Source organism: Comamonas terrigena NBRC 13299 (assembly GCF_006740045.1).
GTDB classification, from domain to species: domain Bacteria; phylum Pseudomonadota; class Gammaproteobacteria; order Burkholderiales; family Burkholderiaceae_C; genus Comamonas; species Comamonas terrigena.
Genome location: NZ_AP019749.1, coordinates 677611 through 691930, shown reverse-complemented (window position 1 = coordinate 691930; position 14320 = coordinate 677611). Strand labels below are relative to the sequence as shown.

The window sequence follows — 14320 nt, the reverse complement described above, 5'->3', positions numbered from 1 at the left end:
GCATGAGCACCTTGTGGCTGCTGCGCCATGCACACCCGTTGGTCGATGCCGGCGTCTGCTACGGCCGGCTGGATGTGGCCGCCGATGCGGTGCGCACAGCGCAGGCTGCACACGATTTTTCGGGCTTGCTATCTGCCGGAAGCGTGCTGCGCCACTCCCCCTTGTGCAGATGTGTGCAACTGGCCGATGCACTGGTTGCGCATATACCCGCTTTGGCACCTGACCGCCACCCCGATTCGCGCCTGCAGGAAATGGACTTTGGCCGCTGGGAAGGGCAGCCCTGGGCGCAGATCCCCCGCCCCGACATCGATGCCTGGGCTGCTGATCTGGCCACTTGTGCCCCCGGTGGCGGGGAATCGCTGGCCGCCATGCTGCAGCGCGTGCAACAGGCCCTGCAGCACAGCTGGGCCTACGACAGCCGGCAGGGCCAGCGTGATGTAGTCTGGGTCACGCATGCTGGCGTGGTCCGCTGTGTGCAATGGCTGCAGCAGCACGGCAATGGGCTGCCCACCAGCGCCGAATGGAACCTGCCCGCACCGGGCTATGGCCAATGGCTGGCCCTGCCATGGGATGGCCTGGCGGGCATGCAGCAACACCCTTGACCGCTGCGCAGTGCGGGCTTGGATCCTCGTGCCGCGCACGGCACACTCTCAAGATAGCGCCTGTTTCTGCGCATCCTGCCACTCCTGGGCGCCCCCATCCTGGCTGGGTAGAGCGGGCGCCACAGAACCCGCCCTGCCCTTCATTTCGCGTCCACCCCCATGCCTTTGACCCTGTCTCCCGAAGCCCAGCAGCAGGCCATTGCCTCCATCGAACGCTACTTCCGCGAGCACATGGACGAGCCCATAGGCAATGTCGCCGCCGGCGGGCTGCTGAAGTTCCTCGTGGAAGAAGTGGGTCCTGCGCTCTACAACCAGGGCGTGGCCGATGCCCAGGAAAACCTGCAGGCCCGCGTGGCCGAACTGGACATCGAGGTACACCACGAGGCCTTCACCTACTGGAACCAGCGATCCCGCCGCAAGTGAGCCACCGCTGCCGACAGCACCTATCCATGTATCGAGCGGTGCAGCAGCCCCACAGGCCAGAGGCCATCCCCCGCACCGCACCAAGACCGCCAGCATGTGCCTGACAATGACCCCATGTTGGAATCACTACGAACCTGGGCCGCCCCCTATGGCGGCGACGCCTTTCTGTACCTGACCGTGCTGGCCGTGGCCAGCTATGCAGCGCTGCTGTATTTCAAGGAGCGCGTGCCCACGGCACGCCTGCGCCGCTTCATCCGCCTGGCGGCGCTGGTGGCACTGCCGTTTTCCGTGCTGGCCATGGAAACCGGCGGCGGCCAGAACCTGGGCATTGCCATCCTGTCGCTGGTGTGGTGCGTGATCATCGGCATCACCTGCAAGAACGAAATGTCCCGCCGCAGCGAGTGAGCCGCACCGCACGGCGACGCGCGGCACTCCTGCCCACGCAGCAGTGAGCATGCTGAACCCGCGCCTGAAGCACAAAACCCATTCCAACTGGCTTCCGGCGCGCAGCGACACGATTTGATTTTTCCCTCTGGAGAACTGCCATGACCGACTTTCCCCCACGCCTGCCCCGCCTGTCCATGCTGGACCTGGTGGCCGTGCGCGAAGGCGGCACCGTGCGCCAGGCGCTGGACATCGCCCTGGACACGGCCCGCAAGGCCGAGGAGTTGGGCTTTGCCCGCTACTGGCTGGCCGAACACCACAACATGCCGGGCATCGCCAGCTCGGCCACTGCGGTGCTGGTGGGGCATATCGCCGGCGGCACCTCCACCATCCGCGTGGGCTCGGGCGGCATCATGCTGCCCAACCACGCACCGCTGGTCGTGGCCGAAGCCTTTGGCACGCTGGCCGAGCTCTATCCCGGCCGCATCGACCTGGGCCTGGGCCGGGCGCCCGGCACCGATGGCCCTACCATGCGCGCGCTGCGCCGCGACCGCGTGGAATCGGAAGAGGATTTCCCCCGCGACGTGACCGAACTGCAGCGCCTGCTGGGTCCGGCGCAGGACCACCAGCGCATCGTCGCCATGCCCGGCGCCGGCACCCATGTGCCCATCTGGCTGCTGGGCTCCAGCCTGTTCTCCGCCCAGCTGGCGGCAGCCAAAGGCCTGCCCTACGCATTTGCCTCGCATTTTGCGCCACGCATGCTCCACCAGGCGATTGCGCTGTACCGCCAGTTGTTCCAGCCCTCGGCCCAGCTGGACAAGCCGTATGTGATCGTCGGCGTACCGGTGATTGCCGCCCCCACCGACGCCGAAGCCGATTTCCTGGCCAGCAGCACCTACCAGCGCGTGCTGGGCATTCTCACCGGCCAGCGCGGCCGCCTGCAGCCCCCGGTGGAGCACTACATGGCCAGCCTGAGCCACCAGGAAAAAGCCGCCATCCAGGACTTTCTGGCCATGGGCGTGGTCGGCGGCCCCGAACGCATGCGTGCCGGCCTGTGGTCCATCGCCCAGGCCACCCAGGCGGATGAGCTGATGCTGGTGTCCGATGTCTACGATCCCGCACTGCGGCTGCGCAGCCTGGAGATCACGGCGCAGGCCGCCATCTGGTAAGGCCCCAGGACCCGGCTGGCCCGCACCACAACGGGGCGGGTCGCCCCCTCCCCCGCGGCATCCCACCCAGCGCGGGCAGGGGTCCCATTGCGCAGCCCCTTGCTGCAGCACGATAGTCCACGCGCCCCACACCGGTGCACCCGCCTCACCCCAGCTACCGCCTGGCGCGGTTTTTGCTTGTTTTTAGTGCGCTCTGTGCTTTTCACGTGCACGCGCACCAAGAACAACCAATATCAGCTGGAGCGCTTCATGGAAGCACTAAAACAGGGCGCAGATGCCCTGTTCATTTTGATGGGCGCGGTCATGGTCCTGGCCATGCACGCAGGTTTCGCCTTTCTGGAACTGGGCACTGTGCGACGCAAGAACCAGGTCAATGCCCTGGTCAAGATCCTGGTGGACTTTTCCGTCTCCACCGTGGTCTATTTCGCTGTAGGCTATGCCGTGGCCTATGGCACGGGCTTCTTCGTAGGCGCCGAACAACTGGCGGCACACAACGGCTACGCGCTGGTGAAGTTCTTCTTTCTATTGACCTTCGCCGCCGCCATCCCCGCCATCATCTCGGGCGGCATTGCCGAGCGCGCCAAATTCTGCCCGCAGCTGATTGCCACCGCCATCATCGTGGGCCTGGTCTACCCCTTCTTCGAGGGCATTGCCTGGAACGGCCACTTTGGCGTGCAGGCCTGGATCAAGTCGCTGACCGGAGCAGAGTTCCACGACTTCGCCGGCAGCGTGGTGGTGCACGCCGTGGGCGGATGGATTGCCCTGGGCGCCGTGCTGCTGCTGGGCCCGCGCAGCAACCGCTACCGCCGCGACGGCGCGATTGCCGCCACCCCACCCTCCAGCATCCCCTTCCTGGCCCTGGGTGCCTGGATCCTGACCGTGGGCTGGTTCGGCTTCAACGTGATGAGCGCCCAGAGCCTGGACAAGATCTCGGGCCTGGTGGCCGTCAATTCGCTGATGGCCATGGTGGGCGGCACGCTGGCCGCACTGGCCCTGGGCAAGAACGACCCCGGCTTTGTGCACAACGGCCCGCTGGCCGGCCTGGTGGCGGTCTGCGCCGGCTCGGACCTGATGCACCCGCTGGGCGCCCTGGTGGTGGGCGGCGTGGCCGGCGCGCTGTTCGTGGCCATGTTCACGCTGACACAGAATAAGTGGAAGATCGACGATGTGCTGGGCGTCTGGCCGCTGCATGGTCTGTGCGGCGTCTGGGGCGGTATTGCGGCCGGCATCTTCGGCACCCAGACACTGGGCGGACTGGGTGGCGTGCACCTGGGTGCACAGCTGATCGGCACGCTGATGGGCGTGGCCTGGGCCACGGCCGGCGGCTTTGCCGTGTACGGGCTCCTTCGCAAGACCATGGGCCTGCGCCTGAGCCAGGAACAGGAATTCGACGGCGCCGACCTGTCCATCCACAGGATCAGTGCCACGCCCGAGCGCGAAGCCAACTGGTAAGCACCGCTGTCTCGCCACAGGCAGGCAGCAGGCATGTGCCGGGAAACGCTATGCTTAGCCATTGCCCTGGCTGAAAGACTGCATGCCCGTTTCCCTGCACGACCAACTGGTGGTGGCCATCTCCTCGCGCGCCCTGTTCGATTTTGAAGAGGAAAACCAGCTCTTCGACCGGGACCCGGCTGGCTATGTGGCACTGCAGCGCAGCCGGCTCGACCAGCCGGCCCCGCCCGGCGTGGCGCTGCCATTGGTGCGCAAGCTGCTGGCCTTCAACACCCCCGAGGAACAGCGGGTGGAAGTGGTGCTGCTCTCGCGCAACGACCCGGTCAGCGGCATGCGGGTGTTCCGCAGCGCCAAGGCCCATGGGCTTTCCAGCATCCAGCGCGGCGTGTTCACCCAGGGGCGCGACCCTTTCGGTTATCTACGGCCGCTGGGCGCCCATCTGTTTCTGTCCGCCAATGCCGCCGATGTGACCGAAGCCCTGCGCCTGGGCTACCCCGCCGCCCGGGTGCTGACCGAATCCGCCGGCGCCAGCGCCGCCCATCCGCAGGAGGTGCGCATTGCCTTTGACGGCGACGCCGTGCTGTTCTCCGACGAGGCCGAGCGCGTCTACCAGACCCAGGGGCTGGATGCCTTCCAGCGCCATGAAATGGAGCATGTGGCCCAGCCGCTGCCCGATGGCCCGTTCAAGCCGCTGCTGGCCGCACTGCATCGGCTCCAGCAGGCCGCCCAGGCCGGCACCACCAGCGGCATGCGGCTGCGCACCGCCCTGGTCACCGCCCGCAGCGCCCCGGCACATGAACGCGCCATCCGCACGCTGATGGACTGGAACATCGGGGTGGACGAAGCCATGTTTCTGGGCGGTCTGGCCAAGGGGGAGTTTCTGCGCGAATTCGAGCCCGACTTCTTTTTTGACGACCAGACCGGTCATGTCACCTCGGCGGCGGCCCATGTGCCGGCGGGCCATGTGCGCAGCGGCATTGCCAACCCCTGATCCACTGCGGCCTGCGCCCCCTTCCAGGAAATGCATGTCGCATTTCGTGTCTCAACCGCCTGGGCATAAGGCCGCCGGTGATCGGCATCACTCCATATAGCGGCCACCAGACGGCGATACATCGGCTTACCCTGGTTTACCCCAGCAACGTACCCGGTTTGCAGACAGGCACCACACTGGTGGCCTGTCCTGCTTTTTTGGAAATGCGCCCATGCCCCAGTCCACTCTGTCCCGCAGCCTGTTGATGCCCCTGGCCCTGTGCTGCGCCGCAGCAGCGCCGCTGGCGCCTGCCTGGGCAGAAGGCAAGATCGACCCCGTGGCCATGACCGGCCCGGACGGCAAGCCGCTGTCCAAGGGCGAGATCAAGGCCATCAAGGACTTCCAGATGCTGGACTTCAACAAGGACGGCAAGATCAGCCGCAAGGAGCTGATGCTGGTGCCCAAGCTCTACGCGGGTTTTGACGAGGCCGACACCAACAAGGACAACTACCTGTCACTGGAAGAAGTACGGGTATTCGCCGCCAAATACCGCGCACGGCGCGATGCCGCCAAGGCCGCCCAGGCGGCTGCCGCGCCAACGCCTGCCCCCGACGCGGCCAGCAACACCCCCGCAGCTACGGCCAAGTAAGCGCGCTGTGTGTACAGCGCACGCTAGCGACACCCATGAAAAAAGCCATGCATTCGCATGGCTTTTTTTCATCAATGCCGGCGCTGGGCATCACAGACCGTTGGTGCGTTTGACCGTGACATCCTCGTAGGTCAGTCGCTCGCTGGCGGCACGGGCGGGTTGCACTTTCTGGTGCACCTCCTGGCCCTGTTCCTTCTGCTGTGCCTCCAGCGAAGCTTCCACCGCCATGGCACTGGCACGCCACAGCGACTGGATGTGCTCGATCAGCATCTTGGAGATGGGCTCTTTCTTCTGCTCTTCCTCCACCGCCTTTTGCGCCTCGGCCTTTTGCTCTACGCGCTGCGTCCAGTCCAGGTTGCGGTCGTCCTTGTCCGTGGGCTTTTCGGGCGTCCGTGCCTGGGCACCTTCGCCAATCTTGTCGGTGGACTCGACGTTGTTCACCTGGTTGACCGGGCGAATGGGGGCCGGACCCGAGGCGCCGGTGGAATACAAATTGGCAGCCTGCGAGTTCCATTGGATGGGGTTGCGATCAACAGGTGGTATTTGCATAGCGTGGCCCTCGGTGGTGTTGTATGGATAGTGGACGCGGAATTCCGCTGTTCCTTCATCCTTTCGGCAGTCGTGAGGGAAAGTTTAGGTTTTTTTACAAACATTTCCAGCGCAGTACAAAGGGGCCGACAAACGGTCTCTGGAACACAAACTTTGCGCCAAAAACAGAAAGTAAGCGCTTACAAAAATCGCTCCAACAGCTTACGGGAATGCTTGTCCAGCTGGGTCGTATCCGGAATCCGGTATTGCACGCCGTCGCTGCCGCTGATCAGCAGCCGGGTGCGCCCCGCCAGCTTCCGGATGTCTTCCTCGGCCTTGAGCACCATCTGGGCGCTGCCCCGATCGGTCTCCAGATCCCAGGTGCTGGGGGTGGAGAAACTCGACACCTTGCGGATGGATTGGATAGTGGGCACAAACTCCCGCACCGCCAGATCTTCCTCGATCAGTGCACGGGCATCGGCGGGCAGGTCGGCCATGCGGTCCACCCACAGTGCTTCCTTGCCGTCGCTGCCCACCAGGGACAACCCCTCCTCGGGTGCCGCCAAAGGAAAGGCGCGCACCGGCACCACAGATTCAAAGACCTGGCCGCTGCCCAGGGTCAGCACCAGGCGGCCATGGGCGTTGCGCGCCAGGCGCATCCCTGTCAGATCAGCATGGGACGTGTGCAGCATGGCTTATTCCTCGGTCGTCACTTGCAGCTTCAAACCCGCTGCCTGGGCATCTTCCTCGGCACGGCGTGCCTGGGCGTCGTACAGACGGAAGTAATGGCCCTTGAGCGCCATCAACTCGTCGTGCGGCCCCACTTCCACGATCTCGCCACGGTCCATCACCACCAGGCGGTCGGCCTTGCGCAGCGTGGACAGACGGTGGGCGATGGCAATCGTGGTGCGGCCTTGCACCAGGTTGTCGAGCGCCTTCTGAATCTCTTTTTCCGTTTCGGTGTCCACGGCCGAGGTGGCCTCGTCCAGGATCAGGATGCGCGGATCGATCAGCAGCGCACGCGCAATCGAGATACGCTGGCGCTCCCCGCCCGACAGGCCCTGGCCACGCTCGCCCACCAGCGAGTCATAGCCGTGGGGCAGGCGCAGGATGAACTCGTGCGCATGGGCGGCACGGGCCGCCGCCACGATTTCTTCCCGGGTCGCATCCGGCTTGCCGTAGGCGATGTTCTCGGCAATCGTGCCGAAGAACAAGAACGGCTCCTGCAGCACCAGGCCGATGTTGCTGCGGTAGTCGGACACGGCCATGCGGCGCACGTCCACACCATCGAGCTGGATCGAGCCTTCGCTGACGTCATAGAAGCGGCAGATCAGATTGACCAGCGTGCTCTTGCCCGAACCGCTGTGCCCCACCAGACCGATCATCTCGCCAGGCTGGATCTGCAGGTCCAGGTGCTTGATCACGGCACGGCTGCCGTAGCGGAAGCCCACATCCTCCATGGTGATGGCACCGCGGGCCTTGCCCGGCAGCTTCACCGGGTTGACCGGGTCGGGCACATTGCTGACATGGTCCAGGATGTCGAAGATGCGCTTGGCGCCTGCGGCCGCCTTTTGCGTGACCGAGACAATGCGGCTCATCGAATCCAGGCGCGTGTAGAAGCGCCCAATATAGGCAATGAACGCCGTCAGCACACCCACCGTGATGGAGCCACCGGCCACCAGATAGATGCCGAAGCCCCAGACGATGAGCAGGCCGATTTCCGTCAGCAAGGTGACCGTGGGGGTGAACACCGACCAGGTCTTGTTGACTTTGTCATTGGCCTGCAGATTCACCAGGTTGGCGTCGGCAAAGCGGTCCGCCTCGCGCTTTTCCTGGGCAAAAGCCTTCACCACCCGGATGCCGGGGATGGTGTCGGCCAGCACATTTGTCACCTCGGACCAGACACGGTCGATCTTCTCGAAGCCGGTGCGCAGGCGATCGCGCACGGTGTGGATCATCCAGGCGATGAACGGCAGCGGCACCAGGGTCACCAGCGCCAGCCAGGGATTGATGGAGAACAGGATGACCGAGGTCATCACGATCATCAGCACATCGGTCGCAAAATCCAGCGCGTTGAGCGACAGAAACAGGTTGATACGATCGGTTTCGGCACCGATGCGGGCCATCAGGTCACCGGTGCGCTTGCTGCCGTAGTAATCCACCGACAGGTTCAACAGGTGGTTGTAGGTGGTGGTGCGCAGATTGGAGCCTATGCGCTCGGACACCTTGGCCAGCACGAAGGTGCGCGCCCAACCCAGCAGCCATGCCAGCAACGCCGACAGCAGCAACGCCCCCAGATAGAAGGCCACCAGACCCTGGTCGATCTTCTCGCCGTTCTGAAAGGGAATCAGAATCTTGTCCATCAGCGGGATGGTCAGATACGGCGCCACCAGCTGCGCGGCCGTGGTGGCCAGCGTCAGCAGAAAACCCAGCAGCAGCTGGCCCTGGTAGGGCTTGGCAAAGCGCCACAGGCGCAGCAGCACCCAGGTCGATGTCTGGGGGGCCTGCTGGCGGGCGCAGGCGGGGCATTCATCGCTGTCGGGCGGCAAGGGGGTGCCGCAGGTCTCGCACAGGATTTCCTCGTCCTCATGGGCATGGCCCGGGACACCGCCCTGGGCCAGCAGCTCGCGCTGCTGATCGAAGCGCTGGATCAGGCGGAAGGCCTCGTTCTGCGCGGCCAGGCGAAAACGCCACAGCGCCAGGCGCTGCTGGCCATCGTGCAGCTCCAGCGTTCCCACCCCGGCATGGTCCGCCAGTTGCAGGCGCAGCGCCGGCGACAGCGACCAGGAAGTCCAGGCCGTATCGTCCCCGGCACGGGCCCACAAATGCGTTTGCGTGACCGCCACCAGGCCTGGCGCGAAGCGCAAATCCCGGGTCAAGTCAACCGGAAGGGCCGACAATACGTTTTCTTGGGGTGCGAGCTGTGCCCGCAAGTCAGCCCCGAAAGGGCCATCGGAGACGCCAGAGGCATCTACAGAATGGTGATGTTGCATATTGAACAGTTTGTATCCGTTCCGGCAGGATCGCTGCCAGTGGATGGATATGGATGCACTCAATGTGCGCGCCCATTGCGATGGTGTCTGACGACTTAACGCTCCAAACCCCTATTAGGCTGACAACCTCTGTGAAAAGCGACGATATGTGGCCTTTCACACCGCCCGCCCACCACTCATCAAGCGCTGCATCCATGGCGAAGACATTCAACGACATCCAACTCTTGCGCACCACCTTCTTGCGCGGCCCCAGCGTCTGGACCTACCGTCCCGTGTTGGAAGTCTGGCTGGATCTGGGAGAGCTGGAAGACTACCCGTCCAATAAGATTCCCGGCCTCAACGAACGACTGACCACCTGGCTGCCCGACCTGGTCGAGCACACCTGTGGAGTGGGCGAGCGCGGCGGCTTCATCCAGCGCCTGGAAGGTGGCACCTGGATGGGCCATGTGCTGGAGCACGTCATCATCGAGCTGCTGAACCTGGCCGGCATGCCTGCCGAATTCGGTCAGACCCGTGAAATTTCCCAGCGCGGCGTCTACCGCATGGTGTTCCGCTGCCCCGAAGAGGCGGTGGCCCGCGTGGCGCTGGAATACGGCCACAAGCTGCTGATGGCCGCCATCAACGATCTGCCGTTTGACCGCAAGCCGGCCATCCACGCCATCAAGACGGCCATCAACGACCGCTACCTCGGCCCCTCCACCGGCTGCATCGTCGATGCCGCCGGCGAGCGCCGCATCCCCCATATCCGCCTGAACGACGGCAACCTGGTCCAGCTGGGCTATGGTGCAGCGCAGCGTCGCATCTGGACGGCCGAATCCGACCAGACCAGTGCGATTGCCGAAGGCATCGCCCAGGACAAGGACTTCACCAAGCGCCTGCTGACCGCCTGCGGCGTGCCCGTGCCCGAAGGCCAGATCGTGGCCAATGCCGAAGAAGCCTGGGAAGTCGCCCAGGACATCGGCTTCCCGGTCACCGTCAAGCCTTCGGACGGCAACCACGCCCGCGGCGTGACCCTGGAGCTGTACCAGGAAGCGGACGTCAAGGCCGCCTTTGCACTGGCCGAGCCCGAAGGCTCGGACGTGATTGTCGAAAAATTCATCGACGGCGTGGAACACCGCCTGCTGGTGGTGGGCGGCAAGGTGGTCGCTGCCACCAAGGGCGAAACCGTGTCGGTGCACGGCAATGGCAAGGCCACGCTGCGCGAGCTGGTGGCCGTGCTGAACCAGGACCCCCGCCGCGGCCCCGAACAGGAATACCCGCTGGACTGGATCAATCTGGATGCCGGCGCCGTCAAGCTGGAACTGAATCGCCAGCATGTCACGCCCGACTCCGTGATTCCTCAGGGCCAGGCCGTGCTGCTGCAGCGCAACGGCAACATGGCCATCGACTGCACCGATGACGTGCACCCCGATGTGGCCTACTACGCCACGCTGGCCGCCAAGATCGTGGGCCTGGACATCGCCGGCATGGACATGATCCTCAAGGACGTCTCCCAGCCCATGCAAGGCCAGGGCGCCATCCTGGAAGTCAATGCCGGCCCCGGCCTGCTGATGCACCTCAAGCCCACCAGCGGCGCTCCCCGCCCGGTGGGGATGGCCATTGCCGACCACCTGTTCCCGCGTGAAGACGGCGCCAATGCCGGCCGCATCCCCCTGGTGGGCATTGTCGGTACGCGCCACAACGCCTTCATCGCCCGCCTGGTCGGCTGGCTGCTGCAGCTGTCCGGCAAGCTCACAGGCGTGGCCAGCAGCGAAGGCATGTTCCTGAACAACCGCCAGACGCAGAAGACCAATACCGCCAACTGGGCCGGCGCCCACCGTCTGCTGACCAACCGCCTGGCCCAGGCCGCGGTGATCCAGACCACCTCGCGCTCCATTCTGGAAGAAGGCCTGGCCTATGACCGCTGCCTGGTGGGCGTGGTCACCGACATGGACGGTTTCGAGACCCTGGCCGACCACGATGTGCGCGAAGCCTCCCAGATGCGCCGCGTGCTGCGCACCCAGATCGATGTGGTACTCAGCGATGGCGCCGGCGTGCTGAACGCCGACCTGCCCGAAGTGGCCGACCTGGCCGAGCTGTGTGACGGCGAAGTGGTGCTCTACAGCGCCCAGGCCGACAACGCCGTCGTGGCCGCACACCGCGGCGCCAACGAAGGCCGTGCCGTGCTGCTGCGCAACCAGCAGGTCATTCTGGCCACCGGCGGTCTGGAACGCGCACTGGGCACGCTCGACGCGCTGCGCCTGCCCACGGGCCATGCGGTGGACACCTCGGCCCTGCTGGCGGCCATTGCCACAGCCTGGGCCATGGACATTGCGCCCGACCTGATCGCGGCCGGCATCAAGACCTTCGAATACCAGCCTGCCTGAGACCGAGCGCCCGCGCACCCTTGCATTGCCGCTGCGCCCGCATCCCGGGCTGCAGCAGCCTCAAAAGAGACACACACCATGGAAATCTCTCGTACCCGTGCCCTGCGTGGCCCCAATCTGTGGAGCCGCAACACCGCTGTAGAGGCCGTCGTGCTCTGCACCCCGGCCGAGTGCAACATCGCCCAGCTGGCCGGCTTTGAAGACCGCCTGCGCGCCCGCTTCCCCTCCATCGGCACCTTGCTGCCGCAAGGCGCCGACAAGCCGGTGTCGCTGGCCGATGTGCTGGAACTGGCCACGCTGTCGCTGCAGGCCCAGGCTGGCTGCCCGGTCACGTTCAGCCGCACCCATGCCACACTGGAGACCGGCACCTTCCAGGTAGTGGTCGAATACACCGAAGAAGCCGTGGGCAAACAGGCCCTGGAACAGGCCGAAGCCCTGATCCAGGCCGCTCTGAACGACACCCCGTTCGATGCGGCGCCCGTCATCGCCGCCCTGCGCGAGCTGGACGAAGATGAACGCATCGGTCCCTCGACCGGCTCCATCGTGGACGCCGCCGTAGCCCGTGGCATCCCTTTCCGCCGCATGACGGCCGGCTCCATGGTCCAGCTGGGCTGGGGCTCCAAGGCCCGCCGCATCCAGGCCGCGGAAGTGGACCAGACCAGCGCCGTGGCCGAATCCATTGCACAGGACAAGGACCTGACCAAGCGCCTGCTGCACGCCGCAGGCGTTCCCGTGCCGCTGGGCCGCCCCGTCACCGACGTGGACGACGCCTGGGCCGTGGCCCAGGAAGTGGGCCTGCCCGTGGTGGTCAAGCCCCAGGACGGCAACCAGGGCAAGGGCGTGACGGTGAACATCACCACCCGCGCCCAGCTGGAAGCTGCCTACGCCACCTCGCAGCAGTACGGTGATGACGTGATGGTCGAGCGCTTCCTGCCCGGCCACGACTTCCGCCTGCTGGTGGTGGGCGGCCAGCTGGTCGCCGCTGCCCGCCGCGAACCGCCCCAGGTGCTGGGTGACGGCGAACACACCATCCGTGAACTGGTGGACATCGTCAACCTGGACCCCCGCCGCGGCACCGGCCACGGCACGGCGCTGACCAAGATCCGCCTGGACGACATTGCCATTGCCCGCATTGCCGGCGAAGGCCTGACCCCCGAATCCGTGCCCGCCCAGGGCCAGCGCGTGGTGCTGCGCAACAACGCCAACCTGTCCACCGGCGGCAGCGCCACCGATGTGACCGACGACGTGCACCCCGAAGTGGCGGCCCGCGCCATCGAAGCCGCCCAGACCATCGGCCTGCACATCTGCGGCGTGGACGTGATCTGCGAATCCGTGCTGCACCCGCTGGAAGAGCAGAACGGCGGCATCGTCGAAGTGAACGCCGCCCCCGGCCTGCGCATGCACCTGGCCCCGTCCTATGGCAAGCCTCGCAACGTGGGCGTGCCCATGGTCGATCTGCTGTTCAACGGCAGCGACGACGGCCGCATCCCCCTGGTGGCCGTGACCGGCACCAATGGCAAGACCACCACCGCCCGCCTGATCGGCCAGCTGTTCACCTCGCAAGGCCTGCGCGTGGGCATGACCAGCACCGACGGCGTGTACGTCAACGGCCGCCAGATCGACAGCGGCGACTGCTCCGGTCCCAAGAGCGCCCGCAACGTGCTGGGCCACCCCGAGGTGGACGCCGCCGTGATGGAATGTGCCCGTGGCGGCATCCTGCGCGAAGGCCTGGGCTTTGACCGCTGCCAGGTGGCCGTGGTCACCAACGTGGGCGAAGGCGACCACCTGGGTCTGAACTTCATCACCACCGTCGATGAGCTGATGGTGCTCAAGCGCGTCATCGTGCAGAACGTGGCCCCCAACGGCTACGGCGTGCTGAACGCCATCGACCCGCACGTCTCGGCCATGGCGCCGTTCTGCACCGGCAAGGTGATCTTCTTCGGTGCCGACCGCCACCACCCCGTGATGGCAACACACCGTGCCCAGGGCAACCGCGTGGTCTATGTGGACGGTGACTCCATCGTCGCTGCCGAAGGCTCGTGGCGCGAATCCGTGCCGCTGCGCGACATTCCCGTCACCCGCAACGGCACCATCGGCTTCCAGGTCGACAACGCCATGGCCGCCATCGGCGCCGCCTGGGGTGCCGGCCTGCCCTGGGACACCATCAAGCGCGGCCTGGCCGGCTTTGTGAACGACAGCGACAACGCCCCCGGTCGCTTCAATGTGATGGACTACAAGGGCGCCACCATCATTGCCGACTACGGCCACAACCCGGATGCCATCCGTGCCCTGACCAAGGCGGTCGAAGGCATGCCCGGCAACAAGCGCAGCGTGGTGATCTCGGGTGCCGGCGACCGCCGCGACCAGGACATCACCGAGCAGACCCAGATCCTGGGTCACGCCTTCGATGATGTGGTCCTGTACCAGGACGCCTGCCAGCGCGGCCGCGAGGACGGCGAAGTCATCGCCCTGCTGCGCAAGGGTCTGGAAGGCGCCAGCCGCACCAGCTATGTGACCGACATCCATGGCGAGTTCATCGCCATTGACCACGCGCTGGCCCGTCTGCAACCCGGCGATCTGTGCCTGGTGCTGGTCGACCAGGTGGAAGAAGCCCTGGCCCACCTGCAAAAACGCATCGCCGAAGTCTGATCTCCGGCCTGCCCGCAGAGCCTGCTCTGTACCGCCCCTGAAAAAGCCCCGTCACCGGGGCTTTTTTGCGTTCGGATGCACCGCGGGAGATGCAGACAGGAAGTGCGCCCAAATGGCCGCTGGGCCACCGGGCAG

The 14320-nt window shown here is 65.6% G+C and carries 12 protein-coding genes; 9 read left to right on the top strand and 3 right to left on the bottom strand.

Going from position 1 to position 14320, the window contains the following annotated elements; all coding sequences use genetic code 11:
* Window positions 1-2: 2 nt before the first annotated feature.
* The 7 genes from CT3_RS03150 to CT3_RS03120 all read left to right on the top strand — a co-directional run bounded on the left by CT3_RS03150 (window position 3) and on the right by CT3_RS03120 (window position 5649).
* A complete protein-coding gene (locus CT3_RS03150) occupies window positions 3-602 on the top strand; it encodes a histidine phosphatase family protein (protein ID WP_066540252.1) in 600 nt (199 codons plus the stop codon).
* A gap of 159 nt (window positions 603-761) precedes the next feature.
* Window positions 762-1025, top strand: a complete 264-nt coding sequence (locus CT3_RS03145; protein ID WP_066540249.1) for a DUF2164 domain-containing protein — start codon at window positions 762-764, stop codon at window positions 1023-1025.
* 114 nt (window positions 1026-1139) lie between these two features.
* On the top strand, window positions 1140-1430 hold the full coding sequence (locus CT3_RS03140) for a hypothetical protein (RefSeq protein WP_066540245.1): 291 nt from the start codon (window positions 1140-1142) through the stop codon (window positions 1428-1430).
* Window positions 1431-1570: 140 nt separating this feature from the next.
* On the top strand, window positions 1571-2578 hold the full coding sequence (locus CT3_RS03135; protein ID WP_066540243.1) for an LLM class flavin-dependent oxidoreductase: 1008 nt from the start codon (window positions 1571-1573) through the stop codon (window positions 2576-2578).
* A gap of 249 nt (window positions 2579-2827) precedes the next feature.
* Complete coding sequence (locus tag CT3_RS03130; RefSeq protein WP_066540833.1) at window positions 2828-4030, top strand: ammonium transporter; 1203 nt, start codon at window positions 2828-2830, stop codon at window positions 4028-4030.
* An 82-nt stretch (window positions 4031-4112) separates the two neighbouring features.
* On the top strand, window positions 4113-5021 hold the full coding sequence (locus CT3_RS03125; RefSeq protein ID WP_066540241.1) for a 5'-nucleotidase: 909 nt from the start codon (window positions 4113-4115) through the stop codon (window positions 5019-5021).
* Window positions 5022-5232: 211 nt separating this feature from the next.
* Complete coding sequence (locus CT3_RS03120) at window positions 5233-5649, top strand: EF-hand domain-containing protein (RefSeq protein ID WP_083520572.1); 417 nt, start codon at window positions 5233-5235, stop codon at window positions 5647-5649.
* A gap of 90 nt (window positions 5650-5739) precedes the next feature.
* Here the strand turns inward: CT3_RS03120 and CT3_RS03115 are convergent, their stop codons facing one another.
* The 3 genes from CT3_RS03115 to CT3_RS03105 form a co-directional block, all read right to left on the bottom strand.
* Window positions 5740-6198 (bottom strand): hypothetical protein, encoded by a 459-nt coding sequence (locus tag CT3_RS03115; protein ID WP_066540240.1) that lies wholly within the window; start codon window positions 6196-6198, stop codon window positions 5740-5742.
* 179 nt (window positions 6199-6377) lie between these two features.
* Complete coding sequence (locus tag CT3_RS03110) at window positions 6378-6869, bottom strand: cyanophycin metabolism-associated DUF1854 family protein (RefSeq protein ID WP_066540238.1); 492 nt, start codon at window positions 6867-6869, stop codon at window positions 6378-6380.
* Between the two features lie 3 nt (window positions 6870-6872).
* On the bottom strand, window positions 6873-9170 hold the full coding sequence (locus CT3_RS03105; RefSeq protein WP_066540236.1) for a cyanophycin metabolism-associated ABC transporter: 2298 nt from the start codon (window positions 9168-9170) through the stop codon (window positions 6873-6875).
* A gap of 194 nt (window positions 9171-9364) precedes the next feature.
* On the opposite strand from CT3_RS03105, the gene CT3_RS03100 reads away from it, so the two are divergent.
* On the top strand, window positions 9365-11536 hold the full coding sequence (locus tag CT3_RS03100) for a cyanophycin synthetase (protein ID WP_066540228.1): 2172 nt from the start codon (window positions 9365-9367) through the stop codon (window positions 11534-11536).
* A gap of 78 nt (window positions 11537-11614) precedes the next feature.
* Entirely contained in the window at window positions 11615-14185 is a 2571-nt protein-coding gene (gene cphA, locus CT3_RS03095) for a cyanophycin synthetase (protein ID WP_066540226.1), read from the top strand.
* Window positions 14186-14320 lie beyond the last annotated feature (135 nt).

Bases quoted from the DNA above. Each gene is read 5' to 3' on its own strand.
- CT3_RS03135 (WP_066540243.1), top strand. From the start codon at position 1,571: ATGACCGACTTTCCCCCACGCCTGCCCCGCCTGTCCATGCTGGACCTG.
- CT3_RS03100 (WP_066540228.1), top strand. From the start codon at position 9,365: ATGGCGAAGACATTCAACGACATCCAACTCTTGCGCACCACCTTCTTG.
- cphA (WP_066540226.1), top strand. From the start codon at position 11,615: ATGGAAATCTCTCGTACCCGTGCCCTGCGTGGCCCCAATCTGTGGAGC.
- CT3_RS03115 (WP_066540240.1), bottom strand. From the start codon at position 6,198: ATGCAAATACCACCTGTTGATCGCAACCCCATCCAATGGAACTCGCAG.
- CT3_RS03130 (WP_066540833.1), top strand. From the start codon at position 2,828: ATGGAAGCACTAAAACAGGGCGCAGATGCCCTGTTCATTTTGATGGGC.
- CT3_RS03140 (WP_066540245.1), top strand. From the start codon at position 1,140: ATGTTGGAATCACTACGAACCTGGGCCGCCCCCTATGGCGGCGACGCC.
- CT3_RS03120 (WP_083520572.1), top strand. From the start codon at position 5,233: ATGCCCCAGTCCACTCTGTCCCGCAGCCTGTTGATGCCCCTGGCCCTG.
- CT3_RS03125 (WP_066540241.1), top strand. From the start codon at position 4,113: ATGCCCGTTTCCCTGCACGACCAACTGGTGGTGGCCATCTCCTCGCGC.
- CT3_RS03105 (WP_066540236.1), bottom strand. From the start codon at position 9,170: ATGCAACATCACCATTCTGTAGATGCCTCTGGCGTCTCCGATGGCCCT.
- CT3_RS03150 (WP_066540252.1), top strand. From the start codon at position 3: ATGAGCACCTTGTGGCTGCTGCGCCATGCACACCCGTTGGTCGATGCC.
- CT3_RS03110 (WP_066540238.1), bottom strand. From the start codon at position 6,869: ATGCTGCACACGTCCCATGCTGATCTGACAGGGATGCGCCTGGCGCGC.
- CT3_RS03145 (WP_066540249.1), top strand. From the start codon at position 762: ATGCCTTTGACCCTGTCTCCCGAAGCCCAGCAGCAGGCCATTGCCTCC.